23 protein-coding genes are annotated in these 24,355 nt (G+C 65.2%); 6 read left to right on the top strand and 17 right to left on the bottom strand.

The window, feature by feature from the left end; genetic code table 11:
• Positions 1 to 154: 154 nt before the first annotated feature.
• A complete protein-coding gene (locus JJT62_RS02475; RefSeq protein WP_202071091.1) occupies positions 155 to 1,090 on the top strand; it encodes a quinoprotein relay system zinc metallohydrolase 2 in 936 nt (311 codons plus the stop codon).
• Positions 1,091 to 1,152: 62 nt separating this feature from the next.
• Positions 1,153 to 1,944: a quinoprotein dehydrogenase-associated SoxYZ-like carrier gene (locus JJT62_RS02470; RefSeq protein WP_202071090.1), complete on the top strand. Its 792-nt coding sequence runs from the start codon at positions 1,153 to 1,155 to the stop codon at positions 1,942 to 1,944.
• Between the two features lie 217 nt (positions 1,945 to 2,161).
• Here the strand turns inward: JJT62_RS02470 and JJT62_RS19350 are convergent, their stop codons facing one another.
• From JJT62_RS19350 to JJT62_RS02455, 4 genes are all read right to left on the bottom strand, one after another.
• Positions 2,162 to 2,287, bottom strand: coding sequence for a hypothetical protein (locus tag JJT62_RS19350; protein ID WP_255537152.1), 126 nt, complete (start codon positions 2,285 to 2,287; stop codon positions 2,162 to 2,164).
• Between the two features lie 151 nt (positions 2,288 to 2,438).
• Positions 2,439 to 4,337, bottom strand: a complete 1,899-nt coding sequence (cobT, locus tag JJT62_RS02465; protein ID WP_202071089.1) for a cobaltochelatase subunit CobT — start codon at positions 4,335 to 4,337, stop codon at positions 2,439 to 2,441.
• Between the two features lie 261 nt (positions 4,338 to 4,598).
• Positions 4,599 to 6,101, bottom strand: a complete 1,503-nt coding sequence (locus JJT62_RS02460) for a pyridoxal-dependent decarboxylase (protein ID WP_202071088.1) — start codon at positions 6,099 to 6,101, stop codon at positions 4,599 to 4,601.
• Positions 6,102 to 6,394: 293 nt separating this feature from the next.
• A complete protein-coding gene (locus tag JJT62_RS02455; RefSeq protein ID WP_202071087.1) occupies positions 6,395 to 7,078 on the bottom strand; it encodes a fumarylacetoacetate hydrolase family protein in 684 nt (227 codons plus the stop codon).
• Positions 7,079 to 7,152: 74 nt separating this feature from the next.
• Between JJT62_RS02455 and JJT62_RS02450 the strand changes: the two genes are divergently transcribed.
• The gene (locus tag JJT62_RS02450; protein ID WP_202071086.1) at positions 7,153 to 8,526 is read left to right on the top strand and encodes a histidine kinase; all 1,374 of its coding nucleotides are present in this window, start codon (positions 7,153 to 7,155) and stop codon (positions 8,524 to 8,526) included.
• 90 nt (positions 8,527 to 8,616) lie between these two features.
• Here JJT62_RS02450 and JJT62_RS02445 read toward each other — a convergent pair whose 3' ends face one another.
• From JJT62_RS02445 to JJT62_RS02430, 4 genes are all read right to left on the bottom strand, one after another.
• Positions 8,617 to 10,170, bottom strand: a complete 1,554-nt coding sequence (locus tag JJT62_RS02445) for a methyl-accepting chemotaxis protein (RefSeq protein ID WP_202071085.1) — start codon at positions 10,168 to 10,170, stop codon at positions 8,617 to 8,619.
• Positions 10,145 to 10,666: a PAS domain-containing protein gene (locus JJT62_RS02440; RefSeq protein WP_202071084.1), complete on the bottom strand. Its 522-nt coding sequence runs from the start codon at positions 10,664 to 10,666 to the stop codon at positions 10,145 to 10,147. Before JJT62_RS02440 ends, JJT62_RS02445 begins: the two co-directional genes overlap by 26 nt.
• Positions 10,667 to 11,262: 596 nt before the next feature.
• On the bottom strand, positions 11,263 to 12,258 hold the full coding sequence (locus JJT62_RS02435) for an aldo/keto reductase (RefSeq protein ID WP_202071083.1): 996 nt from the start codon (positions 12,256 to 12,258) through the stop codon (positions 11,263 to 11,265).
• A gap of 24 nt (positions 12,259 to 12,282) precedes the next feature.
• Positions 12,283 to 13,335, bottom strand: a complete 1,053-nt coding sequence (locus JJT62_RS02430) for an NAD(P)-dependent alcohol dehydrogenase (RefSeq protein WP_202071082.1) — start codon at positions 13,333 to 13,335, stop codon at positions 12,283 to 12,285.
• 114 nt (positions 13,336 to 13,449) lie between these two features.
• On the opposite strand from JJT62_RS02430, the gene JJT62_RS02425 reads away from it, so the two are divergent.
• Both JJT62_RS02425 and JJT62_RS02420 read left to right on the top strand, forming a co-directional pair.
• Positions 13,450 to 14,346 carry a LysR family transcriptional regulator gene (locus tag JJT62_RS02425; RefSeq protein ID WP_202071081.1) on the top strand — a complete coding sequence of 299 codons (897 nt, stop codon included), beginning with the start codon at positions 13,450 to 13,452 and terminating at the stop codon, positions 14,344 to 14,346.
• A 212-nt stretch (positions 14,347 to 14,558) separates the two neighbouring features.
• A complete protein-coding gene (locus tag JJT62_RS02420; RefSeq protein ID WP_202071080.1) occupies positions 14,559 to 14,903 on the top strand; it encodes a hypothetical protein in 345 nt (114 codons plus the stop codon).
• Here JJT62_RS02420 and JJT62_RS02415 read toward each other — a convergent pair.
• Genes JJT62_RS02415 through JJT62_RS02405 form a run of 3 tightly spaced genes read right to left on the bottom strand, consistent with a single transcriptional unit; the run spans position 14,900 to position 17,999 of the window.
• Entirely contained in the window at positions 14,900 to 15,859 is a 960-nt protein-coding gene (locus JJT62_RS02415) for an Hsp33 family molecular chaperone (protein ID WP_202071079.1), read from the bottom strand. The two genes, JJT62_RS02420 and JJT62_RS02415, sit on opposite strands and share 4 nt — an antisense overlap.
• The gene (gene argF / locus JJT62_RS02410; RefSeq protein ID WP_202071513.1) at positions 15,859 to 16,803 is read right to left on the bottom strand and encodes an ornithine carbamoyltransferase; all 945 of its coding nucleotides are present in this window, start codon (positions 16,801 to 16,803) and stop codon (positions 15,859 to 15,861) included. The genes JJT62_RS02415 and argF overlap by 1 nt, the downstream gene beginning before the upstream one ends.
• Positions 16,803 to 17,999, bottom strand: a complete 1,197-nt coding sequence (locus tag JJT62_RS02405; RefSeq protein ID WP_202071078.1) for an aspartate aminotransferase family protein — start codon at positions 17,997 to 17,999, stop codon at positions 16,803 to 16,805. Before JJT62_RS02405 ends, argF begins: the two co-directional genes overlap by 1 nt.
• Before the next feature lie 442 nt (positions 18,000 to 18,441).
• On the opposite strand from JJT62_RS02405, the gene JJT62_RS02400 reads away from it, so the two are divergent.
• Complete coding sequence (locus JJT62_RS02400; RefSeq protein WP_202071077.1) at positions 18,442 to 18,987, top strand: GcrA family cell cycle regulator; 546 nt, start codon at positions 18,442 to 18,444, stop codon at positions 18,985 to 18,987.
• A 34-nt stretch (positions 18,988 to 19,021) separates the two neighbouring features.
• Here the strand turns inward: JJT62_RS02400 and phoB are convergent, their stop codons facing one another.
• From phoB to pstS, 6 genes are all read right to left on the bottom strand, one after another.
• Complete coding sequence (phoB, locus tag JJT62_RS02395; protein WP_202071076.1) at positions 19,022 to 19,771, bottom strand: phosphate regulon transcriptional regulator PhoB; 750 nt, start codon at positions 19,769 to 19,771, stop codon at positions 19,022 to 19,024.
• Positions 19,764 to 20,483 carry a phosphate signaling complex protein PhoU gene (phoU, locus tag JJT62_RS02390; RefSeq protein WP_202071075.1) on the bottom strand — a complete coding sequence of 240 codons (720 nt, stop codon included), beginning with the start codon at positions 20,481 to 20,483 and terminating at the stop codon, positions 19,764 to 19,766. The genes phoB and phoU overlap by 8 nt, the downstream gene beginning before the upstream one ends.
• Before the next feature lie 21 nt (positions 20,484 to 20,504).
• Entirely contained in the window at positions 20,505 to 21,287 is a 783-nt protein-coding gene (gene pstB, locus JJT62_RS02385) for a phosphate ABC transporter ATP-binding protein PstB (protein ID WP_202071074.1), read from the bottom strand.
• Positions 21,284 to 22,126 (bottom strand): phosphate ABC transporter permease PstA, encoded by an 843-nt coding sequence (gene pstA / locus JJT62_RS02380; protein WP_202071073.1) that lies wholly within the window; start codon positions 22,124 to 22,126, stop codon positions 21,284 to 21,286. Before pstA ends, pstB begins: the two co-directional genes overlap by 4 nt.
• A gap of 14 nt (positions 22,127 to 22,140) precedes the next feature.
• Positions 22,141 to 23,130: a phosphate ABC transporter permease subunit PstC gene (gene pstC, locus JJT62_RS02375; protein ID WP_202071072.1), complete on the bottom strand. Its 990-nt coding sequence runs from the start codon at positions 23,128 to 23,130 to the stop codon at positions 22,141 to 22,143.
• Positions 23,131 to 23,260: 130 nt separating this feature from the next.
• Positions 23,261 to 24,304, bottom strand: coding sequence for a phosphate ABC transporter substrate-binding protein PstS (gene pstS / locus JJT62_RS02370; protein ID WP_202071071.1), 1,044 nt, complete (start codon positions 24,302 to 24,304; stop codon positions 23,261 to 23,263).
• Between the last annotated feature and the right edge of the window lie 51 nt (positions 24,305 to 24,355).

Genomic DNA, 24,355 nt, shown 5'->3' with positions numbered 1-24,355 from the left:
CTGCAGCGCCGGGATGCTTCCGGTTCCCGTCCGGAAGGCATCTTCTAACTCGGAAACGGCGGGATAATATGTCGCGTGCGGCTGAATCGCAATCGCAAAAAACGGAGGCGTGAGCGTGGCGCCTTGTGGCGCTGAAGCTCCGTAATAAATCAATATGTTGCCATCTCTTCTCGCTCTTCTCGCCATGTGTCTCGGGGTTTTTTGCGCCCCCGCTCTCGCGCGCGACGCGGCGCCTTTCACGCTCGATGAGATCGCGCCCGGCGTCTATGCCCATCAGGGCGAAACGTCCCTGATGACCCGGGAAAATTTCGGCGGCATCGCCAATCTCGGCGCTATCGTCGGGGATGACTCTGTCGCCGTGATCGACACGGGCGGGAGCCTCGTTCAGGGCAAGGCTTTCCTTGCCGCGCTACGCGAGAAGACGCAAAAGCCGATCCGCTATGTCATCAATACGCATGCGCATCCGGACCATGTCTTCGGCAATGGGGCCTTCGTCCTGCCGGGCGTGACATTCGTGGGCCACAAGAATCTGCCGCGCGCCCTCGCCGCCCGCGGCGAGCACTATCTCGCCTCCTTCCGCCAGATCATGGGCGACGCGCTCGACGGGGTGACGATCGTTGCGCCGACGATGCTCGTCTCGGAGACGACGACGCTCGATCTCGGCGGCCGGGAGATCGTTCTACAGGCGTGGAAAACGGCGCATAGCGAGGCGGATTTGACCGCGCTCGACACGAAGAGCGGCACGCTCTTCGCCGGCGATCTGCTGTTCCTGCAGCATGTGCCGGTGGTCGACGGCAGCCTGCTGGGCTTTCTGGACGTCGCCGACCGTCTGGCGGGAATCAAAGCCGAGCGCGTCGTGCCGGGGCATGGCCTCGAGGTCGCGCCCTGGCCCAAGGCGCTCGACGACGAACGCGCTTATCTCTCGCGGCTGACCGCCGATCTGCGCGCCGCGATCAAGAAGGGCGAAAGCGTCAAGGACGCCGCGAAGGATGCCGGAAGCGAGGAACGCGGCAAATGGCGCCTTTTCGACGATTATAACGCCCGAAATGCCACGGCCGGCTTTGCGGAGCTGGAGTGGGAGGGGCCGTGACTTTGTCTCACGCTCAGGCTCCAAGCTGCGCTAAGCTCTCGCGAGAGTTTTGGAGGATTCCCATGTCAACCGCCCGCACGGCGCTCGCCGCCGCAATGCTTGCCGCCGCCCTCGCCTCTTCGGCGTTGGCGGAATCCAACGCGCCCGACCCGTGGCCGGGCCTCGTCACGGACATTTTCCACGGCCGCGAGATCGCCACGGCCGACGGCGCCGTTTCGCTCGACGCGCCCAAGCGCGCGGAGGATGCGGCGATCGTGCCGATGACCTTGCGTTTCCCCGAGCCCGCCAAAGTGAAGACGGCGACGCTCGTCATCGATCAGAACCCCATGCCGATGGCCGCAAGCTTTACCTTCGGCGAGAAGGCCGGCGTGGATGCGATCGAGACGCGCGTGCGGGTGAACAGCTACACCAATGTCCACGCCGTGGCGGAGACGCGCGACGGCAAGCTTCATTCGGAAGTGAAATTCGTGAAGGCCTCGGGCGGATGTTCGGCCCCTGCCGGAAAGGACCCGGACGAGGCGCTCGCCAATATGGGCAAGATGAAATATCGCGAATTGAAGAGCGCGGCGGCGGGCAAGCGTGACGCGCAAATCATGATCCGTCACCCGAATAACTCCGGCCTGCAGATGGACCCGATCACGCGCGCCTATACGCCGGCGCATTACATCGACGCCGTCGAGGTCTGGCAGGGCGACGATCTGATCTTCAAGATGGAGGGCGGGATTTCGCTTTCGGAAGACCCGAACTTCCGCTTCACCTATGCGCCCAACGGCGCCAGGACGCTGCGCGTGATCGCGCATGACAATATGGGCGGAGAGTTCAAGGGCGAATGGCCGATCGCCGACGCCTCGTGAGGGACAGGGAGCGCTTGCCGCTCCCTTAGACTGCCGATAACGCCCCTCGTGCTTCGAGACGCCTGCTGCGCAGGCTCCTCAGCATGAGGAGCTTCTGCTACTTGGTTAAACACTTAGGCCTCATCCTGAGGAGCGAGCGAAGCTCGCGTCTCGAAGGACGAGGCCGCCTCGGAGGTTTGCCAACAGACTGAGGGAGCGCTCCGTCTCCGGCCCAACCTCAGCCGAAAATCGTTACGGCCGCGCAGAAGGCGAGCGGCAGCGTCGCCAAAGCGCAAAGCGCCGTCACGCAGGCCAGTTTCTCGAATTCGGGCGCCTCGTCGCGCATTCTTCTCACCAACGCCATCTTACCCGCTCCCAAGCAACGCTTATCGCGCGCTCGTTGACGTTGGCGCGCCGATGTTAACGCGCATCGACGTAGATTCGTTGCAATTATAACGTCGTAGCGGCATTTCCAATGTTGCCGATCTCATACCCGAAACGTGGTTACGCCTGGGTTAAGCGCGGGCGCCGGCGCGGCCATTTGGCGGCGAATTTTCGCTGAAGAGCTCCGCTAGCTTTTCGGTCATGGCGCCGCCGAGCTCCTCGGCGTCGACGATGGTCACGGCGCGGCGGTAATAGCGCGTGACGTCGTGGCCGATGCCGATAGCGATCAGCTCCACCGGCGACTTGGTCTCGATGTCGAAGATCACTTGGCGTAGGTGGCGCTCCAGATAATTCCCCGGATTGACGGAGAGCGTCGAATCGTCGACCGGCGCGCCGTCGGAGATCATCATCAGGATGCGGCGCTGCTCCGTGCGCGCCAGCAGACGCCGATGCGCCCAATCGAGCGCCTCGCCGTCGATATTCTCCTTCAGGAGCCCCTCGCGCATCATCAGGCCGAGATTGCGCCGCGCCCGCCGCCAGGGCGCGTCGGCGGCCTTGTAGATGATATGGCGGATGTCGTTGAGGCGGCCCGGATTGGGCTTCTTGCCTTCATTGATCCAGAGCTCGCGCGACTGGCCGCCCTTCCAGGCGCGGGTGGTGAAGCCCAGGATCTCGACCTTCACGCCGCAGCGCTCCAGCGTGCGGGCGAGAATATCGGCGCAGGTCGCGGCGACTGTGATCGGGCGGCCGCGCATGGAGCCGGAATTGTCGAGCAGCAGCGTCACCACCGTATCGCGGAAATCCGTGTCCTTCTCGCGCTTGAAGGAGAGCGGCTGCTGCGGATCGATGATGACGCGCGGCAGGCGCGCGGGATCGAGCATGCCCTCTTCGATGTCGAATTCCCAGGACCGGCTCTGCTGCGCCATCAGCCGGCGCTGCAGGCGGTTGGCGAGGCGCCCGACGACAGACGACAGATGCAGAAGCTGCTTGTCGAGATAGGCGCGCAGCCGGTCGAGCTCCTCCGAATCGCACAGCTCCTCGGCCCGCACGGTCTCGTCGAAACGGGTGGTGAAGGCGTGGTAATCCGCGCCGGAGCGGTCGGCGGCCGTTGTCGAGGGGCGGCGCGCGTCGGCGGCCTCCTCCATATCGCCCGTATCGGACTCTTCCGCCGATTCGCCATAAGGCGCCTCGGCGGATTCGCTCTCTCCCTCCTGCTCGGAGTCCTCGGCGGCGAGCGCGGTCTCCATCTCGGCGGCGCTCTTGGCCTGATCTTCTTCCTGCTGAGGCTCTTCGCTTTCCTCGGGGTTCTGCGGCGCTTCGCTGCTGTCCTCGTCCGCCTCGGTCTCTTCCGGCGCCTCGGCGCCGGCCATGTCGAGATGCGAGAGAAGCTCGCGCACGATCTGCGCAAAATGCTTCTGGTCCTCGACCGCGCCGACGAGCCGGTCGAGATCGCCGCCGGCGCGCTGCTCGATCACCTCCCGCCAGAAATCCACGATCTTCGCGCCATGCGGCGGCGGTTCGAGGCCGGTGAGGCGCTCGCGGGCCATCAGCGCCAAAGCGTCTTCGAGCGGCGCGTCGTCGCGGCTGGTTATCTTCTCGGAATGGCTGCGCGCATAACGGTCTTCCAGCATCGCGCCGATATTGGCGGCGACGCCGGCCATGCGCCTTGCGCCGACCGATTCGACCCGGGCCTGCTCCAAAGCGTCGAAGGCGGCGCGCGCCTCCATCGTCTCGGGGGCGTAGCGCCGATGCAGCGTATCGTCGTGGCAGGCGAGGCGCAGGGCGATCGAATCGGCCTGGCCGCGCAAAATCGCCGCGTCCTTGGGGGAGAGCTTGCGCGGCGGGTCCGTCAGCCGCGCCTTGGCGCCCTCGGGCGAGGCGAGAAGCGACGGGCGCTCGGGCGCGAAGGCCACTTCGAGCTTGGCGGTTTTCGCCATGGCGCGCATGGCTCCGGCGACGGCCCTTTTGAAGGGTTCCTGCGGGGCTTCCTTGGGAGCGGCGGGGCGACGGTTGGTGGGCGCGGGCGGCATGGCGCCACTATATGCGCGGGTGCGGGGAAAGGAGCAAGTCGGCAGGCGCTCCAGCGGGGACGCGCATCGAGGTAACATCGAGAAACCGGACGCGCGCCGCCTCCGCCCCACTCGTTGGGCTACGGGGGGCACAGATTCCGCGAACGTCAGGTCGGGCCGGACGAGCTCGGCCATGAGAGGCTGCAAAGTTCACAATGTGTGCATGCCATAGCCCTTGGGGGCAGGATGCGCGCCGCCGCCCAGGAAGGCGTGTTATCCCCTCTAATCCTCCGACAGTCGCGTCTTCCCCGGCCCATGTGGCTCCACTACGGCGCCGAAATCATGCGGCTCCTTGCGGGCGCGGCGTAGCGCCGCTTCCAGGAAGCGCGTGACGGCGTCGATGTCTTCCTCATGGGTGCGGTGATTGATGATCGCCGCGCGGATCGCCGGCGCGCCGTCGAGGATCGTCAGCGAGGGCGCCGCCTCGCCGCGTTCGTGCAGCTCCATCACGATCTCGCGGGCGAGCGAGCCGTCGTCGTCGCCCTTCACCCCAAAGCACACGATATTGAGCGCCACTGGCGCGCGCATCACGAAACTGTCGGACGTCTCGATCCAGGCTTCGAGCCGCTTCGCCATGCGGCAGCATTGCTCGATGCATTGGGCGAGCTTGTCGGCGCCAAAGGTCTCGATGGTCATCCAGGTTTTCAGCGCGCGAAAACCGCGCGAGAGATCGGGGCCGAGATCGCAGGGCCAGGTGTCCCCGGCGGCGAGCCCGCGCGGCGCCCGCGAGAGATAGGCGGCGTTGGCGGCGAAGGCGCGTTTATGCGCCTTGGGATCGCGCACCAGGAAGAAGCCGGCGTCGTAAGGCACATGCAGCCATTTGTGGAAGTCGAAGGCGATGCTGTCGGCGCGCTCCAGCCCCTTCACCAGCGGCTTTAGGCGCGGCGAGAGCGCCGCCAGAGCCCCGAAGGCGCCATCGACATGGAACCACAAATCCTCCGAATGGGCGACGTCGGCGAGGCGATCGAGCGGATCGATCGCGCCCGTATCCACCGTCCCCGCCGTGCCCACGATGAGGAAGGGCCGGAAGCCCGCCGCGCGGTCGGCCGAGATGGCGTGGCGCAGCGCGCTGATCTTCAGGCGGCGGTTGTCGTCCGAAGGAATGAGCCGCAGATGCCGCGCGCCGAGGCCGGCAAGCTCCATGGCCTGCCGCACGCAGTTGTGCGCCTCGCGCGAGGCATAGGCGATGAGCTGGCCGCGCTGCGCGCAGAGCCCGTTGAGGCGAACGTCCTTGTCGCCATAGGCCTGGTCGCGCGCGACGAGCAGCGACAGGAAATTCGCCATTGACGTGCCGGTGACGAAAATTCCCGAGGCGTCTTCCGGCAGGCCGAAAGCCTGCGCCATCCATTTGGCGATCTGTCGCTCGACGTCGATGGCGATGTGGTTGCGCCCGCCGCAGTTGGAATTCATGCCGGCGGCGAGCATCTCCGCGATCATGCCGACCGGCGTGCCCGCGCCCTGCACCCAGCCCATGAACATCGGATGGATGTTGCCGGTGGCGAAGGGCTTGATGTAGCGCTCGAAATCTTCGAGCACGGCGGCAAGCTCGCGGCCCTGCGCCGGGAGGTCGCGATCGAAACGCGCCTTGGCCTCCTCGCTCGGCGGCGTCCAGACGGGCCGCGTGCGCAGGTCGCGCAGATAGTCGATCATGGAATCGAGCGCGCGATGGCTCTCGGCGCGGAACGCGTCCCAATCTTCGGGGTCGAGATCGACCGGCTTGGTCATGTCGCGGCGCTCCCGCGCCAGGGCGGCGCAAAGGCGGTCATATGGGGCATGCGCCGCGCGTCTCCCGGCGTTTCAACGGCAAAGCCAAATAGCCGCCTTTGCCCGCCTTGCGCAACCCGGCCTTGTGCGCTGCGTCGATCATAGGAAATCTGCTCATGGGTTTCCCGACGCTCGCAAAGCGAGCGATCGGGAATCCAGAGCAGAATCAGCGTACTTGGGGCTCTGGATCCCCGGTCGGGCCTGCGGCCCGCCGGGGATGACGACCCACGCGCGCTGTTCAAGCGGAAACAGAGTCACCTGGCGAAAGTGACGCGGACGGTCCCCACGCCCGCGATCTCGCCCTCGGCCGTGTCGCCCGGCTGCAGCGCGCCGACGCCCGAGGGCGTGCCGGTGAAGATGAGGTCGCCCGGAGCCAGCGCGACATAGGTGGAGATCGCCGCAATGATCTGCGGCAGGCTCCAGATCATGTCGCAGAGGTCGCCCTGCTGGCGCACCACGCCGTTTACCGAGAGCGCGATGCGCCCCCGCGCCGGATGGCCGATGTCGGACGCCTTGCGGATCGCCCCGATCGGCGCGGAGTTGTCGAAGCCTTTGGACATATCCCAGGGCCGCCCGGCGTTGCGCGCGGCCGTCTGCATATCGCGGCGGGTGAGGTCGATCCCGGCGGCGTAGCCATAGACGCAATCGAGGGCGCGATCCGCCGCGATGTCAGCCCCGCCAGACTGCAGCGCGGCGACAAGCTCGATCTCGTGGTGCAGATCCTGCGTCAGCCCCGGAAAGGGAATGGTCTCGCCGTCGGCGACCACGGCGTCGGCGGGCTTGGTGAAGAAGAAGGGCGGCTCGGCGCCTTTCCCCATTTCGCGCGCATGGTCGGCGTAATTCAGGGCCACACAGAAAATACGCCGCACCGGAAAGCGCCGCGCATCGCCGGCGACCGCGACGGAAGGGGTGGGCGGCGGAGGAAAGACGTGGGACATAGCGATTCCTCTACGTTGCGTCGTCCGCTTATAGAGTGACTTCGCCTGACGCGGCTATTGTTTTGGACATGAGCTTGACTGGGAGCATAATCGCCGACGAGGCGCTCGCGCGCGGGCAAATCGGGCTCGCGGTGGCGGATGAGCGTCTCTTTGTTCGCCAGCGCTTCGGGCCGCTCAGCGCCTGGCTGCCCCGCGTGGGGACGCCCGTCTGCGACTCGCCGCTCCTCATCCATATGGAGGCGGCTTTCGCACGCCTGCGCGAAGAAGGGGGCGAGATTGTTCTCCCCTCGATGCGCGCCGCCTTGGAGGGCCGGCGCGTCACGATCTCGATCGGCTGGAGCGCGCGCGCCCAAGGCTACCTCATCGTCACCACGCCGGATCACGGGTCGGAGCAGATCGACCGCCTGCTGGCCTCGGACCGGCGCGAGAAACAGCTTTTGCAGCAGCAGGCCGACGCCGCCGCCGCGCGACTCAAGGTCGCCGACGCGCTCTATCGCGACATTGTAGAATCCTCCGGCAATCTGGTCTTGCGGTTCACGCCCGACTTCCGGCTGGTCTTCGCCAACCGGGCGGCGGCGTCCTTCCTCGGCAAGCCGCAGGATGCGCTGATCGGCGAAGCCCTCGACAAACTCTTTCCCTCTCAGGGCGCTCCCTGGCGGCTCGGCCGCGGCGCCGAGGGGCGGTCCTTCGAGATGTCGGCCCGCGACGCGAGGGGTCGCGCCTTCTGGCTTTCCTGGGACATTCGTTTTCTGGGGCCCGAGGCCGGCGGCGAGTTTCAGGCCGTGGCGCGCGACGTCACCGCCGAGCGGCGTCTGCGCGTCGAGCGGGAGAAGGCGCAGGAAGAGGCGCGCGCGGCGGCAGTCGCCCATGAGCGTTTGCGGATCGCCCATGATCTCCACGACACGCTGGTGCGCTCCATCGTCACCATGATCGCCGAGGCGCGGCTGATCGCGAAGAAGACCGCCGACCCCGAGGCGAAGAAAGCCTTGGCCGAGGTCGACGCGCATGCGCGGCAGGGCTTATGGGAGGCGCGCGAGGCCATCGCCCAGATGCGCGAGACGCGACGCGAGGACGCCGATCTGCGCGCCATCGCTTTGGCGTTCCAGGCGCGCTGGCCCGATGTCGCCGTCACGCTGGATTTTGCCGCCGAGCGGCCGCTCGCGGCGCAGACCGAAATGCTTTTCGCGGCGATCCTGCGCGAGGCGTTGCGCAATATCGAGCTGCATTCGGGCGCGAAAAACGTGCGCGTCGCCCTGCAGGTGAACGACGCGCACGCAGAGCTCGTCATCGAGGATGACGGCGCAGGTTTCGACCCAACGGCGCCGACGCCCGGCCATTTCGGGGTGCTGGGCATGCGCGAGCGCGCGAGCCTCGCGGGCGCGACGCTGGAGGTCGAGAGCGCGCCGGGCGAGGGGGCGCGGCTGAGGCTCCAAATTTTCGGGGTGTAACCACTTCTGCCGACATCAAACCGCACAAGCTCGCGTGGCCACAGCTCCTAACATCTCTTCCGGCCTCACTGCGTTGAGCTGACTGCGCCCTCAGAACTCCTCCCAGCCGCTCTCCTTCGCGTCGGCGGCGAGCTTTCGAACCGCGGCGCCGCCAGCCGATGCAACGTGCTTCAACGCGACGGCGGCTGATTTCCTCCCAGCGGAAGGGATCGACGCCCGCGCAGCGAGATTTTGCGCAACCTTGAAGTCTTGCACGGAACGAACAAGACCTTCGGTCTCCTGCAGAAGATTGTGGGTCGCCGCAGTGGTTTCCTCCACCATCGCGGCGTTCTTCTGGGTGTCCTGATCCATCTGTCCGATTGCAATGTTGATCTGCTGTATTGCTGCGGACTGCTCGGAGGCGCCTGACGCCATTTCGGCGATGATCTGATTGACTCGCACCACTTCGGCGACGATGCGCTCGAGCGCCTTCCCGGTTTGCGTCACCCTTTCGACGCCCACGCGGACGTCGTCCGACGAGACCGAAATAAGTCCCCTTATCTCCTTCGCCGCTTCCGCCGACCTCTGCGCAAGCGCGCGAACCTCGGCGGCGACGACGGCGAACCCTCTGCCGGCGTCGCCCGCGCGCGCCGCTTCCACTCCCGCATTGAGCGCCAGAAGATTGGTCTGGAAGGCGATCTCGTCGATCACCCCGATGATTTGGGCGATGTCTTGTGACGACTTCTCGATGCGGCTCATCGTATCGATCGCGCCGCGGACAATCTCGTTGCTCTTTTCGGCCTCGGATTTGGCGTGCGACACGGTCTCCCGGGCCTGGCGTGCGCCCTCTGTGGTTTTGACGACGGTGTTAGAGATCTCGTGGATCGCCGCGGCGGTTTCTTCGAGCCCAGCGGCGGCCTGCTCGGTGCGTCGCGCCAGATCATTCGCCGCGCTCGTGATTTCGCGCGTCGTCGAGCAGAGCATATCGGCGCCGCCGATGATACCCGTCAAAGCGCCTTCGAGCTGGCCAGCCGCTGCGTTGAAATCCTGCTCGAGACTGCGATATGTTCCGGGGAAATTTTGAAGTCGGGCTGTGAGATCCCCCTCGGCCAAGCTCTTCAATCCCTGTCCCAGCTCATCGACGATTTGCGTCTGCTCCGCTGCGGCCTTGGCCCGCGCCGCCTCGACGGCCGATTGCGCTTTCACTGAATCGTTGATGACCTCGGCGGCGTTGCGGAACGCGCCGTCCAGACCCTCCAGAAAGATGCGCCGGTAATAAACATTGCGACATACGGCTGCGAGACTTGCCGTCGCTTCGCGCACGAAAGCGTCGGAGCGGTCGATCATGTCGTTCACTTTGTGCTGCACGTCCGCTTCGCCGCCGATCTCTTGAATGTCCGTAATTCGCGCTTCGAAGTTCCCTTTGGCGGCCTCTCCGCAGACTGTCGCAATCTTGTTTATCACGCGCGCGTGCGCCCTGTCGTTCTTCACAAGCGCGATGAGCGAGAGGACGCCAAGCGCCGCCGATGCGACGGCCCCAGCATGCTCGAGCGTATATGCGCCGAAAAAGCCGGCCAGCGCCGCACACGCCGATGCGCTCGCCGCAGCGATAATGGCGGTCTTTCCTAGGGCGGAAGATTCAAAGCGAGAAAATGAGCGCGTCATAGGTCGTGTGCTTCGATTGGAGGAAGTTGACGACGAAGTCGAAGCCGGCGGCGAGCTGTTTCTGCCCGTTTTGGTGCTGCTGCTCTTCGCTCAGGATCGCGGCGTAGAGCGGGGCTATGACGTTCTCGACGACGTTGCGATTGGGAACCCGACGGGTCGAGTGGAATCCGACAAGGTTTCGATTTTTGTCATAGGAAGGCGTGGCGTGCGCGAATACCCAATAGTAATCGCCGTCCTTGGTCATGTTCTTGACGTAGGCGAATATCTCGCGACCGTCGAAAAGCGTGTCCCACAAGAGCTTGAAGACCGCGCGTGGCATCTCGGGGTGGCGGACGATGCTGTGGGGCTGCCCCATGAGCTCGGCTTCGCTATAGCCCGCGATCTTGCAAAATGTTTCATTGGCGTAGGTGATACGCCCCTTGGTGTCGGTTTTGGAGACGATAATCTCGTCCGCCGGAAAGAAGACTTCCCTGTGAGTTGGCGTGATTCTCTTCATGGGCCTGCACGATCGAACGCTGCGAAAACGCGGGGGCCAGCCCGAGCCCTCATGCTGGCGTGCACGGCGGCCTCAAGGCTGCGACGAGAGGGGTAATGCCGGAGTGGAACCGGCCGGGGTCGTCGGCGTCATGCCTCAAATCTCGAAAGCGAACGAGAAAAGCGAACCGCCCGAAGAACATGCGTTGTTATTGGTTAAAGTCTGGTCATTGCGCAGGGTGTGCGGATAAGCGGCGCCCTGCGTCAAATTGACGTAGTCACTGGCTAAGTCGAGTTCGAGGCTTCAGGCGAGGACGCAGCGGCGCCTGGTCCGGCGGCTGATTTCCGGTTGAATAGCCCGCATGGGAACTTGTCGTTCCCGGCGGGCTGAAAGCCCGCCCGGGAATCCAGAGCCACAAAAGCGCTGGTTTGGCTCTGGATTCCCGATCGCTCGCTCGAGCGAGCGTCGGGAATGACACCGGCCCAATCAAGCGGACCTCGTAGGAGACGTCTGGGTCTAACCATTTTATTCTATACCCATTATCGCTGATTGGTCAGGCGCGTCGAGGCTGCATGGGCAGCCTGAACGAAGCCACGCCGATCATATAGAGTGTAGCCTCAGCCGCCCGTCATCCGCTCCAGATGCTCCGGATAACGGTCTCCCTGCACGGGAATCTGCGCCGCCGCCGCGTCGATCTCAGCGAGGTCATCACCCGTCAGCTCCAGCCCCGCCGCCGCGAGGTTCTCCTCCAGGCGCGCGCGTTTCGTCGTGCCGGGGATCGGGACGATCCATGGCTTTTGCGCGAGGAGCCAGGCGAGGGCGATTTGCGCTGGCGTGGCCTGTTTGCGCTCGGCGACCGCGCGGATCAGCGCGATGAGCGCCTGGTTCGCCTGCAGCGCCTCGGCCTCGAAACGCGGCAGTCCGCTGCGCATATCCTTCGCGTCGAAGGTCGTGCTTGCGTCCATCTGCCCCGTGAGGAAGCCGCGCCCGAGCGGGCTGTAGGCGACGAGGCTGATGTCCAGCTCCTCCAGTGTTGGGAGGATTTCCGCCTCCGGTTGCCGCCACCACAGCGAATATTCGTTCTGCAGCGCCGTCACCGGCTGCACGGCATGCGCGCGGCGGATCGTCTGGACGCTCGCTTCCGACATACCGAAATGCCGGACCTTGCCCTGTGCGATGAGGTCCTTCACCGCGCCCGCCACATCCTCGATCGGCACATTGGGATCGACGCGATGCTGGTAGAGAAGATCGATCGTCTCGATCTTCAGCCTTTTGAGCGACGCCTCGACGACGTCCCTGATGTGTTCGGGGCGGCTGTCGAGACCGGTCCACGGCCATTTGCCATTGGGGTCGACGGCGAAGCCGAATTTCGTCGCGATTACTAAATCCGCGCGCAGCTCCGACAACGCCTCCCCGACAAGCTCCTCATTTGCAAAAGGGCCATAGATCTCGGCGGTGTCGAAGAAGTTCACGCCGCGCTCGACCGCCGTGCGGAGCAGCGCGATCATCTCGCGCTTATCTTTGGGCGCGCCATAGGCGCCGGTCATCCCCATGCAGCCGAGACCGATGGCCGAGACCTCCAGGCCGCTCGCGCCTAATTTGCGCTTTTGCATGTCTGCGCTCCTCGAATTCGCGCCTTACGCCTTCAACGACGCCATGTCGATGACGAAGCGATATTTCACGTCGCTCTTGAGCATACGTTCGTAAGCCCCGTTGATGTCCTGCATCGCGATCACCTCGACGTCCGAGACGACGCCATGCGTCGCGCAAAAGTCGAACAGTTCCTGCGTCTCCGCCATGCCGCCGATGAGCGAGCCTGCGACGGACCTGCGGCCCATGATCAAGGGAACCGTGCCGAGCGCGGGTTCGAGCCCGCCGAGATAGCCGACGAGCACCAGCGTCCCGTCGATGGCGAGCGTCGGCAGATAGGGATTGAGATCGTGAATGGAGGGCACGGTGTCGATGATGAGATCGAACTTGCCCGCGGCGCCCGCCATTTGCGCTTCGTCGGTCGAGACAATGATCTCGTCCGCGCCGAGCCGCTTGGCGTCCTCGGCCTTGCCCGGCGAACGGGTGAACAAAGCGACCTGCGCGCCGAGCGCCTTGGCGAGCTTGATCGCCATATGCCCGAGCCCGCCAAGACCGATGACCGCGACCTTGCTTCCCGGACCGACCTTCCAATGGCGCAGCGGCGAATAGGTCGTGATTCCTGCGCAGAGCAGCGGCGCAGCGCCCGCGAGGTCGATTCCGTCGGGGATCTTCACCACGAAGCGCTCTTTGACGACGATGCGGTCGGAGTAGCCGCCCTGCGTCGGCTGCCCGTTCTTGTCGAGCGCATTGTAGGTGAAGGTCGGGGAGCAGTTGCAGAATTGCTCCTGTCCCTGCTCGCAAGGCTCGCAGGTGAGGCACGAGTCGACCATGCAGCCGACGCCCGCATGGTCGCCGATCTTGAAGCGCGTGACCTGCGGCCCGACCGCCACCACGCGCCCAATGATCTCGTGACCGGGCACCATCGGATAAATCGAATTGTTCCAGTCGTTGCGCGCCTGATGCAGATCGGAGTGGCAGACGCCGCAATACAGAATTTCGATTGCCACGTCGTCGGCGAGCGGGTCGCGCCGCTCGAAGTGGAACGGAACCAGCGGCGTGGTCGCCGAATGCGCGGCATAGCCGAAAGCTTTGATCGTCATCTGCGGGTCTTCTCCAACGGCGCGGGCGGGGACGCCTCTGCGCCGGAGATAACACCTGGACTGTCGCCTCATTAGAGCGCTATATCCGCATGCGCTTATGAATAGGGTTCATGAATGTTCCGGCAGAACGCCCATGATCTTTTCGGCTTCGTCGCCGTCGCCTCGGAGCGCAGCTTTACGAAAGCGGCGGCGAAGCTCGGCGTCTCGCAATCGGCCCTGAGCCATGGCGTGCGCGGGCTGGAGGAGCGTCTCGGCGTGAGATTGCTCTCGCGCACGACGCGCAGCGTGGCGCTGACGGCGGCCGGCGAGCGCCTGCTCGAAGCCCTGGGGCCGCGTTTCGACGAGATCAATCTGGAACTCGCGGGCTTGAGCGACTTGCGCGACAAGCCCGCGGGCGCGATCCGCATCACGGCCAGCGAGCACGCCGCCGAAACCATCCTGTGGCCGGCGCTCGCCAAGCTCGTGGCCGGCTATCCCGACATCAAGATCGAGATCGCCGTCGAGCAGGCGCTGACCGATATCGTCGCGGAGCGTTTCGACGCGGGCGTGCGCTTCGGCGAGCAGGTGGCCAAGGACATGATCGCGGTGCGCATCGGGCCGGACGCGCGCATGGCGGTCGTCGGCGCGCCGTCCTATTTCGTGCGGCGCAAACGGCCAAAAAGCCCGCAGGAGCTGACCGAGCACATCTGCATCAATCTGCGACTGCCGACCTATGGCGGTTTCTACGCCTGGGAGTTCGAGAAGGGCGGGCGCGAGGTGAAGGCGCGCGTCGACGGCCAGCTCGCCTTCAACAGCCTGCGGCTGATCCTCGACGCGGCGCGCGCGGGCTACGGACTGGGCTATCTCCCCGAAGATATGGTCGAGGCGCCGCTTGCGCGCGGCGAGCTGATCCGGGTGCTCGCCGATTGGCTCCCGCCCTTTCCGGGCTATCATCTCTATTACCCTAGCCGGCGCCAGCCCACGCCGGCTTTCGCCTTGGTGGTGGAGGCGTTGCGTTACCATGGCGGTTAGGAAAAATTGGCGTGGCCGCCTTCCGATTTGTCTGAGGGCTTCCTCTTAATCGAAAGCCCCGGCGGCCAAGTTTCTCTCGAAATCAAAATGCTGGAATGAATTTTTCGTTAGAATTCGCTTTGAAGAGCGATGCTGCGCTGCGCAATTACATTTTTGTCGTTATGTGCTTTTAAGGAGGCGTCACTGCATTTTTTTTCATCAGGAGCGCTTTGATGTCCGCATTTACGTTCGAATATTCTCGAGGAGGCGAGACGCCGCTTCTCGCCGAGAAAATCGAGATTTCGGACCGCGCGGCCATCTGGCGCCATGTCGAGACGCTGGCTTTGCGCTTTCCAGAGTGCCCCGGCGCCCTCATCCGGGTGCGCGACGAGCGCGGGCAGGTCGTGGTGCGGGCGGGCGTCGCCACTGCTCTCGCGGCGATCGAGCAATGTCCCTGCGGCTGTTGCGAGCTAAAGGAGACGGCGCGGGGCGAGAGAAAAGTCGATGATCTGAGGCGCTCGTCTTGCACGAACTCCGGCGCCTGCCCTTGCGAGGCGCATTCGGCGCCGAAAAACTAATCGAAATCCGCCGGATCGAAGCTTCTGAAGGTCGCGCAGAATTCGCAGGTGACGCCGATGCGCCCGTCGTCGCCGACCATGTCGGCGCGCTCCTGCGGCGTGAAGCTTTTCAGCAGCCGCTCGATGCGCTCGGTCGAGCAGCGGCAGAATTCTTCGAGCGCGCGCTCGTTGAACACTTTCACGCCACGCTCATGAAACAGCCGATAGAGCAGCCGCTCGCCGGAGAGCGAGGGGTCGACGAGTTCGTGGTCTTCGAGCGTCCCGGCGAGCGCCTGACCCTCCATCCAGGCGTCGTCCTGCTCTTCTAAAGCAATCTCGCCATCGTCGGGCGCGTCGCCCGGCGCCAGATCGCGCACGCGCGCGCCGGCCACAGGCAGATATTGCAGCAATAATCCGCCCGCCCGCCAGCTTCGGCCCTGCGGCGTCACCACTTCCGCGACGGCGAGGCGCACGAAAGAGGGAATTTGCTCGGACTGGCGGAAATAGGTGTGCGCCGCCTCGGCCAGGCTCTCGCCTTCAAGCGGCACAACGCCCTGATAGCGCGCGGCGTCTTCCTCTCGTTCGATCGTCAAGGCGAGATGCCCACGCCCCAGCAGCGCCGCCGGCGCGGGGTCGGTGATCTCGCTGAGGCGCGCGGCGTCGAAGCGGGCGAAGCCGCGCAGCTTGCCCGGCGCGTCATAGTCGACGACCAGCATATCGACCGGGCCGTCGCTGCGCGTCTGCAACTGGAAACGGCCATGCGACTCCAGGATCGAGCCGAGCAAGGCCGCAAGCGCGATGGCTTCGCCGAGCAGGCGCGCCACCTGCGGCGGATAGTCATAGTGATCGAGGATCGCGTCGACCGTCGGCCCGAGACGCACGAGACGCCCGCGCAGATCGAGCGCCTCGACGGCGAAAGGCGTCACGCGATCGTCGCGCGCCTCTTTCGATACCGGCCGGCTCGGCGCCTCCTGCATCAATAAATTCCCGGCGCGAGGCACCAGGCGAGCACGCCCTTCTGGGCGTGGAGGCGGTTCTCGGCCTCGTCGAAAACAACCGATTGCGGTCCGTCCATGACCTCGTCTGTCACTTCCTCGCCGCGATGGGCCGGCAGACAATGCATGAAGACGGCGTCCTTGGCGGCGGCGCGCATGAGTTTGGCGTCGACCTGATATGGCGCAAGAACCCTGCGACGGAAGTCCTCGTCTTCATCGCCCATGGAGACCCAGCAATCCGTGATGACGGCCTGCGCGCCGGCGACCGCAGCGTAAGCGTCGGCCGTGACGTTCATCGCGCAGCCATTGGCCTTGGCCCAATCGAGGAGGGCTTGCGGCGGCGCGAGCTCCGGCGGGGTCGCGACATTGATCGTAAAGCCGAAACGCGCGGCGGCGTGCACCCAGCTCGCCAGCACATTGTTCGAGTCGCCGACCCAGGCGACCGTGTTGCCGTCGATGCGGCCGAGGCGCTCCTCGAAGGTCAGCAGATCGGCCATGATCTGGCAGGGATGCGACAGCTTGGTCAGCCCGTTGATGACTGGCACGCTCGCGTGGCGGGCAAGCTCGGTCAAATCTTCATGCGACAAAATGCGGATCATCACCGCATCGACGAAGCGCGACAGCACGCGCGCCGTATCGGCGATGGTTTCGCCGCGGCCGAGCTGCATCTCGCCGCCGGTGAGCATGATCGTCTCGCCGCCGAGATCGCGCATGGCGATATCGAAGGAGACGCGCGTGCGGGTCGACGGCTTGTCGAAAACCATCGCCAGATATTTGCCGGCGAGCGGGCGCTCTAGGGGCGGCACGCCCTTCACGCGCTTGGCTTTCAGGGTTTTGGCAAGCTCGAGGATCTGGCGCAGCTCTGGGCCGGGAAGATCGCAGATATCCAGAAAATGACGCGGCCGCGTCATGGTGTGCGCGGTCATCATGCCGCCCCCAATTGCTCGGCTGTCGCGGCGAAACGCGCGCAGGCCCGATCGAGGCGGTCAAATGCCTCCGATATATGGCTCTCGTCGATAATGAGCGGCGGGAGCAGGCGAACGACATTGTCTCCGGCGATCGGAAGGAGCAGCCCCTCCGCGCGCGCGGCGGCGGCGAATTCCCCATTGGGAACGCGCGTCTTGACGCCGAACATGAGCCCTTCGCCGCGAATGGCCTCGATCACGCGCGGATGGCGGTCGTGCAGCTCCGCGAGGCGCTGGCGCAGAAGGCCGCCCAAGGCGGCGACGCGCGCGAGGAAGCCCTCGGCGAGAACGACGTCCAGCACGGCGGCGCCCACTGTGGTCGCGAGCGGATTGCCGCCGAAGGTCGAGCCATGCGTGCCGAGCGTCATGCCTTTGGCCGCCTCTCGCGTGGCGAGGCAAGCGCCGAGCGGGAAGCCGCCGCCGAGCCCCTTGGCGAGCGCGACAATATCGGGCGTGACGCCGGAGTGCTCGCAGGCCAGGAATTTTCCGGTGCGGCCGACGCCGCACTGAACTTCGTCCAGCACGAGCAGCAGGCCGCGCGCGTCACACAAAGCGCGAAGCTTTCGCAGGAATTCATGCGGGAAGACGCGCAGACCGCCCTCGCCCTGCACGGGTTCGAGCAGCACGCCCGCGGTTTCCTCGGTGATGGCGGCTTCGACGGCGGCGAGATCATCGAAGGGGACCTGGTCGAAGCCGTCGAGCGGCGGGCCGAAGCCATCGAGATATTTCGGATTGCCGCCGGCGGCGATGGTCGCGAGCGTGCGCCCGTGAAAGGCGCCCTCGAAGGTAATGAGGCGGTAGCGCTCCGGCTGGCCATTCGCCGCATGATATTTGCGGGCGGTTTTGATGGCGCATTCCACGGCTTCGGCGCCGGAATTCACGAAGAAGACCGTTTCGGCGAAGGTAACGGCGACAAGGCGCGCCGCGAGACGTTCGGCCTCAGGGATGCGGAAGAGATTGGAGACGTGCCAGGGCTTTTCAGCGGCGGCCTTGAGCGTCGCGACGAGATGCGGGTGGTCATGGCCAAGCGACAGCACAGCGACGCCTGAAGCGAAATCCAGGTAGCGGTCGCCGTTCTCCGCGAACAGCCATGCGCCTTCGCCCCGCGTAAAGGCGACGTCGGCGCGCGCATAAGTCGGATAGAGCGCAGAAGTCAAAATTATGCTCCAAGCCAACAGATCCGCCATTTCGGCGGTCGGGCCAAAAAACAAAGCGCCGCCCTTTTCGGGGCGGCAGTTTGAGAAGGCGATTTTATGCGGGCAGGCTGTTTCGGTCAAATCCTAACGTCGCAGCCAACTTGGCTGACGCGCCGAGACGCGCTTTTGTTTCGACTTCGGCGCGGAGTGAGTCGTTGCGGCAACACTCCGCGCATAATGCGCTCAGAAAGCCTGTGCAGAACGCGCCCTTTGGCTTGCCAGCGACTCTTGCCCGTGATTCAAAGGTTTTGTTAAGTTTTTCCCGCCGGCGCGGTAGCGTTGTTTCCGCCTGGCGTCCCTCGAGTTTCGATGCGCGCGACGTCGCCGCTGGTTCGCTCCGGCGCAGCGAGGGTTGGTGGATTCTGCCCGGTTGCGCGCTCGAACCGGCCGCTTGGAGGTCAAAATGTCTTGGACCGATGAACGCGTCGAGCTGCTGCGTAAGCTTTGGAGCGACGGTCTCAGCGCGAGTCAGGTCGCAGCGGAGCTTGGTCCCGGCATCACGCGCAATGCGGTGATCGGCAAGATTCACCGTCTTGGCCTCGCCGAGCGCGCCAAGACGGCCAGCGCGCCGCGACCCCGCGCCGCAAAGCCGGCGTCGCGCCAGGCGGCGGTTTCCGCCCCCGTGGCGGCGGCGCCGCGCGTCGGCGGGCACGCCGTGCACGGCAATGTCGCCCTCGCCTTCGCGCCCGAGACGGTCGTGGTGGCGCGCGTGACGCCGGATACGGAAGTCGTCGTCCCGATGTCCGAGCGCGTGACGATCATGGAGCTGCGCGAGTCGATGTGCCGCTGGCCGATGGGCGATCCGACGTCGCCCGAGTTCCGCTTCTGCGGCGGCAAATCCCCGATCGGCGGCGGGCCCTATTGCGCGCATCACGCCCGCATCGCCTATCAGCCGGCGCAGGATCGCCGGCGCGCGCGCGATCAGCTCAGGGCGCCGCGTTACGCCTGATAAAGCGCGGGCGCGCGATCGGCTGCGGCCGACGTCACTCCCGGCCGAAGGTCTCGTCGAAGGAATAGCCGGAGCCGCGCACCGTGCGGATCGGGTCTTTTTCGCGGCCGCGGATGAGCGCCTTGCGAAGCCGTCCGACATGCACGTCGACCGTGCGCTCGTCGATCTCCGCCGACATGCCCCAGACGCTGTCGAGGAGCTGGGCGCGGGTGAAGACGCGGCCGGGCTTCTCCATGAAATATTCGAGCAGCCGGAATTCGGTCGGGCCCAGATGGATTTCGCGCCCCGAGCGGCGGACGCGGCGCGTCTCGCGGTCGAGGTCGATGTCGCCCAGCGTCAGCTTGGAGGCGACGCGCTCCGGCCGGGCGCGGCGCAGCAAAGCGCGCACGCGCGCCATCAGCTCCGGCGTCGAGAACGGCTTCACCACATAGTCGTCGGCGCCGACCGAGAGCCCGCGCACGCGCTCGGCCTCTTCGCCGCGCGCCGTCAGCATGATGATCGGCATGTCGCGCGCTGTGTCGCGCGCGCGCAGGCGCCGGCAGATTTCGAGGCCCGAGACGCCGGGCAGCATCCAGTCGAGCAGCATCAGGTCGGGCGGCGATTCCGCGATGCGCAGCTCGGCTTCGTCGCCATTATCGACATGCTCGACCTGATAGCCTTCGGCCTCCAGATTATAAACCAGCAGAGTCGCGAGCGGGACCTCGTCCTCGACGACGAGAATCCTCGGGGCGCGGTCGCTCTTGCCGTCGCGGGCGCCGGTCGGCGCGGTGGTCGCGTCACTCATGCGATGCGTCGCCCCCTGCGCCCAGAACGCCTGGCCGCGCCTTTGGGCGCTCGAGCGGCATGGATTCGCCGGTCACGAGATAGACGATCGTCTCGGCGATGTTGGTCGTGTGATCGCCGATGCGCTCGAGATTCTTCGAGCAGAACAGAAGATGCGTGCAGAAGGAGATGTTGCGGGGATCTTCCATCATGAAGGTGAGAAGATCGCGAAACACCGAGTCTTCCAGCGCGTCGAGATCGGCGTCGTTCATCCACACGGTGCGGGCGCGCTCCTCGTCGCGCAGCGCATAGGCGTCGAGCGCGTCCTTGAGCTGCGTGGCGGCGATTTCGTGCATCGACTTCAGGCCGACGATGGCGCGCGGCAAACGCGCCTCGGAGGCGATTTTGAGCGTGCGCTTGGCGATGTTCTTGGCGAGGTCGCCGATCCGTTCGATGTCGCCGGAGATGCGGATCGCGGCGATGCACTCGCGCAGATCTATGGCAAGCGGTTGCCGCCGCGCGATCGTCATGACCGCGCTCTCTTCGATCTCACGCTGAAGCGTGTCGAGCCGCGCGTCGCTTGCGACGACTTGCTTTGCGAGCTCGACGTCGAGGTTGGACAGCGCGTCCATGGCCTCGGCCAGCATTTTTTCGGCAACGCCGCCCATCTCGGAGATGCGACGTCCCAGCGACTCGAGGTCGCGGTCATAGGACTTGACGGTGTGGTCAGTCATCGCTCGTTCCTTAAATGAGCTTCAGCCGAAGCGGCCGGTGATGTAATCCTGCGTGCGCTTTTCTCTCGGCCGGTTGAAGACGTCGTCCGTGTCGCCGAATTCGATGAGCTCGCCCAGATACATGAATGCGGTGTAGTCGGAGACGCGCACCGCCTGTTGCATATTATGGGTCACGATCGCGATCGTGTATCTCGTCGAGAGCTCCTCGATCAGCTCTTCGACCTTCGCCGTCGAGATCGGGTCCAGCGCGGAGCAGGGCTCGTCGAAGAGCATGACCTCGGGTTGGACGGCGACGCTGCGGGCGATGCACAGGCGCTGCTGCTGGCCGCCGGAAAGGCCGAGCCCGCTCGCCTGTAGCTTGTCCTTGACTTCGTCCCAGAGCGCCGCGCCGCGCAGCGCCTCCTCGACGCGAACGTCCATATCGGCGCGCGACAATTTCTCGTAGAGGCGGATGCCGAAGGCGACGTTCTCATAGATCGACATCGGGAAGGGCGTCGGCTTCTGGAAGATCATGCCGACGCGGGCGCGCAGGGCGTTGAGGTCGATCGCCGGATCGAGGATGTTCTCGCCGTCGAGCAGCACCTCGCCCTCCGCGCGCTGGCCCGGATAAAGGTCGTACATCCGGTTCAGCACGCGCAGCAAGGTGGATTTGCCGCAGCCCGATGGGCCGATGAAGGCGGTCACCTTATGGGTGTGCAGCGACAAGGACACGGATTTCAGGGCGCGGGTGGCGCCGTAGTAGAAATCGAGGCTGCGAACCGAGATCTTGGTCGCGGACTGGTTCACCTGAGCGAGGGCGTTCATTTCGATTTTCTCCGGCCGGCGCTCAGCGCGCGGGCTGTGATCGACAGGGCGAGAACGGCGAAGGTGATCAACAGGGCGCCCGTCCAGGCAAGCTGCTGCCAATCTTTGTAAGGGGACAGGGCGAACTGGAAGATGACGACCGGCAGGCTCGCCATCGGCGCGTTGAGGTCGGCGCTCCAGAACTGGTTGTTGAGCGCGGTGAAGAGCAGCGGCGCGGTTTCGCCCGAGACGCGCGCCACCGCGAGCAGAATGCCCGTGACGAGACCCGCCTTGGCGGCGCGATAGGCCACCTTGCCGATGACGAGGGCGCGCGGCGCGCCGAGCGCGCTCGCGGCTTCGCGCATCGAGCCCGGCACCAGCAGCAGCATGTCCTCGGTCGTGCGCAGAACGACCGGGATGACGAGCAGCGCGAGGGCGACCGCGCCGGAGATGCCGGAGAAGTGCCCCATCGGCCCGACGAGCAGCGTGTAGACGAAGAGGCCGATGACGATCGACGGCGCGCTGAGCAGGATGTCGTTGATGAAGCGCACGACGATGGTCAGCTTCGAGTAGCGGCCGTATTCCGCCATATAGGTGCCGGCGAGCATGCCGAGCGGCGCGCCGATGGCGACGCCGATGATGGTCATGACAAGCGAGCCGGCGATGGCGTTCAGGAGGCCGCCCTGGCTGCCGGGGGGCGGCGTCATCTGGGTGAAGACGGCGGGAGAAAGTCCGCGAAGCCCTTCGTAGAGAAGCGCGGCGAGGATCAGCAGCAGCCAGGTAAGGCCGAAGATCGCGGCCCCCCAGGCGAGGCTGGTCGCCATCGAATTGCGCCGGCGGCGCGTGGCGTAGAGCGACATGGGCGCGGGGCTCCTTAAGCCGACTTCCGCTCGATGCGCATCAGCATGTAACGCGCGATCGCCAGAACGATGAAGGTGATGACGAAGAGGATCAGGCCGAGTTCGATGAGCGCGGACGTGTAAATGTCGCCGACGGCCTCGGTGAATTCATTGGCGATGGTCGCGGAGATGGTGGTTCCCGGCGCAAGCAGCGACGGCGAGATTTTATGGGCGTTGCCGATGACGAAGGTGACCGCCATCGTTTCGCCGAGCGCGCGGCCGAGGCCCAGCATGACGCCGCCGATGACGCCGACGCGCGTGTAGGGCAGAACCACATAGCGCATCAATTCCCATGTCGTGCAGCCGACGCCGATCGCCGCTTCCTTGAGGACCGGCGGCACGGTTTCGAAGACGTCGCGAGAGATGGAGGCGATGAAGGGCAGCACCATGATGGCAAGAATGAAGCCGGCGGTCAGCATGCCGATGCCATAGGGCGGGCCGGCGAAGATCGAGGACAGCACGGGCACGTCGCCAAAGAGCGAGATCAGGCCGGGCTGCACATGGGTCTGCACGAAAGGCGCGAAGACGAAGAGGCCCCAGATGCCGTAGATGATCGAGGGGATGCCGGCCAGAAGCTCGATGGCGACGCCGATCGGACGGCGCAGCGCATGGGGGCAGAGCTCGGTGAGGAAGGTTGCGATGCCGATGCCGACGGGCACGGCGATGAGCATGGCGATGACCGAGGTTACGATCGTGCCGAAGATCGCCGGCAAGGCGCCGAAATTATCGGTGACGGGGTTCCACGCCTGCGAGAGCAGGAAACCCGGGCCGAAGGCCCTGATCGCCGGCAGAGAGCCGTGAACGAGCGAGACGATGACCCCGCCGAGGATGATGAGCACGATAACCGCGGCGGCGCGCGTCACCTGGAAAAAAATCCAGTCGAGCAACGCAATGCTCGAAAGCGCCTTTGTGCGGTCGACGACCGCTGGACGCGGCGCAGCGCTCTCCATTGCTAGCTCCGACATATTGCCCGCTCCATTCGATCCACGTTGGGTGGGTTCGCTCGTCGTCATCGGTTACTCCTGACGCCGGTTCTCTCGAACCGGCGTCCATGGTCGCTGGCGGCTCCTCATTGAGCCGCCGTTGATGCGCGGCTCAGTGCGCGAGCGGCTTGCCGTCCGCGCCCTTCACATTCGCCCAGCTCTTCTTGATCAACTCGACGACCGGCTTCGGCATCGGGATATAGTCCAGCTCCTCGGCGGCCCTGGCGCCATTGGCGAAGGCCCAGCCGAAGAATTTCAGGGCTTCCGAAGCCGCAGCCTCGTCCTTGGAGTCCTTCGGGAGGAGGATGAAGGTCGCAGCCGAGATCGGCCAGGACTTGGCGCCCGGCTCATTGGTGATGATCTGGAAGAAGCCCGGGGATTTCGCCCAATCCGCGCTGGCGGCGGCGGCCTGGAAGCTCTCGACGCCAGGCGCGACGACCTTGCCGGCGGCGTTGATCAATTTGGTGTGGGTCAGCTTGTTCTGCTTGGCGTAGGCATATTCCACATAGCCGATCGCGCCCTTGGTGTTGGCGACGTTGTTGGCCACGCCTTCATTGCCCTTGGCGCCGATGCCCGTGGGCCACTCGACCGCTGAATTCTCGCCGACCTTGGACTTCCAGTCCTCTGAGACCTTGGAGAGATAGTTGGTGAAGTTGAAGGTCGTGCCCGATCCGTCCGAACGATGGACGACGACGATCGGGGCCGAGGCGAGCTTGGCCTTCGGATTGAGCTTCTTGATCGCGGCGTCATCCCAGCTCGTGATCTGGCCGAGATAGATTTTCGCGATGGTCGCGCCGTCGAGGACGAGCTCGCCCGGGACGACGCCGTCGAGATTGACGACCGGCACGATGCCGCCGATGACCTGGGGCCACTGGATGAGATTGGCCGCGTCGAGGTCTTCCGGCTTCAGCGGCTGGTCGGAGGCGCCGAAGGTCACGGTGCGGGCCTTGATCTGCTTGATGCCGCCGCCGGAGCCGATCGACTGATAGTTGAGGCCGTTGCCGGTCTCTTTCTTATAGGTCTCCGCCCATTTGGCGTAGATCGGATAAGGGAAGGTCGCGCCTGCGCCGGAGATATCCAGCGCGAACGCCGCGCCGGCCATGGTCGCGAACGCCATCGTCGCGACGGCCGCGCGCTTGAAGAAGTTGGAGATCATTCGATGATCGCTTTCAGCTCGAGAATATTACACGAGAGGCGCGGAGCGCCT

The organism is Methylocystis sp. Sn-Cys (assembly GCF_016745395.1).
Lineage (GTDB): Bacteria > Pseudomonadota > Alphaproteobacteria > Rhizobiales > Beijerinckiaceae > Methylocystis > Methylocystis iwaonis.
Note: the sequence above shows the minus strand (reverse complement) of the source record. Positions and strands in the feature narration are given on the sequence as shown.

Excerpts from the sequence above, each read along its gene's own strand:
- JJT62_RS02475 (WP_202071091.1), top strand. The coding sequence starts at position 155 with ATGTTGCCATCTCTTCTCGCTCTTCTCGCCATGTGTCTCGGGGTTTTT.
- JJT62_RS02470 (WP_202071090.1), top strand. The coding sequence starts at position 1,153 with ATGTCAACCGCCCGCACGGCGCTCGCCGCCGCAATGCTTGCCGCCGCC.
- JJT62_RS19350 (WP_255537152.1), bottom strand. The coding sequence starts at position 2,287 with ATGGCGTTGGTGAGAAGAATGCGCGACGAGGCGCCCGAATTCGAGAAA.
- cobT (WP_202071089.1), bottom strand. The coding sequence starts at position 4,337 with ATGCCGCCCGCGCCCACCAACCGTCGCCCCGCCGCTCCCAAGGAAGCC.
- JJT62_RS02460 (WP_202071088.1), bottom strand. The coding sequence starts at position 6,101 with ATGACCAAGCCGGTCGATCTCGACCCCGAAGATTGGGACGCGTTCCGC.
- JJT62_RS02455 (WP_202071087.1), bottom strand. The coding sequence starts at position 7,078 with ATGTCCCACGTCTTTCCTCCGCCGCCCACCCCTTCCGTCGCGGTCGCC.
- JJT62_RS02445 (WP_202071085.1), bottom strand. The coding sequence starts at position 10,170 with ATGACGCGCTCATTTTCTCGCTTTGAATCTTCCGCCCTAGGAAAGACC.
- JJT62_RS02440 (WP_202071084.1), bottom strand. The coding sequence starts at position 10,666 with ATGAAGAGAATCACGCCAACTCACAGGGAAGTCTTCTTTCCGGCGGAC.
- JJT62_RS02435 (WP_202071083.1), bottom strand. The coding sequence starts at position 12,258 with ATGCAAAAGCGCAAATTAGGCGCGAGCGGCCTGGAGGTCTCGGCCATC.
- JJT62_RS02430 (WP_202071082.1), bottom strand. The coding sequence starts at position 13,335 with ATGACGATCAAAGCTTTCGGCTATGCCGCGCATTCGGCGACCACGCCG.
- JJT62_RS02425 (WP_202071081.1), top strand. The coding sequence starts at position 13,450 with ATGTTCCGGCAGAACGCCCATGATCTTTTCGGCTTCGTCGCCGTCGCC.
- JJT62_RS02420 (WP_202071080.1), top strand. The coding sequence starts at position 14,559 with ATGTCCGCATTTACGTTCGAATATTCTCGAGGAGGCGAGACGCCGCTT.
- JJT62_RS02415 (WP_202071079.1), bottom strand. The coding sequence starts at position 15,859 with ATGCAGGAGGCGCCGAGCCGGCCGGTATCGAAAGAGGCGCGCGACGAT.
- argF (WP_202071513.1), bottom strand. The coding sequence starts at position 16,803 with ATGACCGCGCACACCATGACGCGGCCGCGTCATTTTCTGGATATCTGC.
- JJT62_RS02400 (WP_202071077.1), top strand. The coding sequence starts at position 18,442 with ATGTCTTGGACCGATGAACGCGTCGAGCTGCTGCGTAAGCTTTGGAGC.
- phoB (WP_202071076.1), bottom strand. The coding sequence starts at position 19,771 with ATGAGTGACGCGACCACCGCGCCGACCGGCGCCCGCGACGGCAAGAGC.
- phoU (WP_202071075.1), bottom strand. The coding sequence starts at position 20,483 with ATGACTGACCACACCGTCAAGTCCTATGACCGCGACCTCGAGTCGCTG.
- pstB (WP_202071074.1), bottom strand. The coding sequence starts at position 21,287 with ATGAACGCCCTCGCTCAGGTGAACCAGTCCGCGACCAAGATCTCGGTT.
- pstA (WP_202071073.1), bottom strand. The coding sequence starts at position 22,126 with ATGTCGCTCTACGCCACGCGCCGCCGGCGCAATTCGATGGCGACCAGC.
- pstC (WP_202071072.1), bottom strand. The coding sequence starts at position 23,130 with ATGTCGGAGCTAGCAATGGAGAGCGCTGCGCCGCGTCCAGCGGTCGTC.
- pstS (WP_202071071.1), bottom strand. The coding sequence starts at position 24,304 with ATGATCTCCAACTTCTTCAAGCGCGCGGCCGTCGCGACGATGGCGTTC.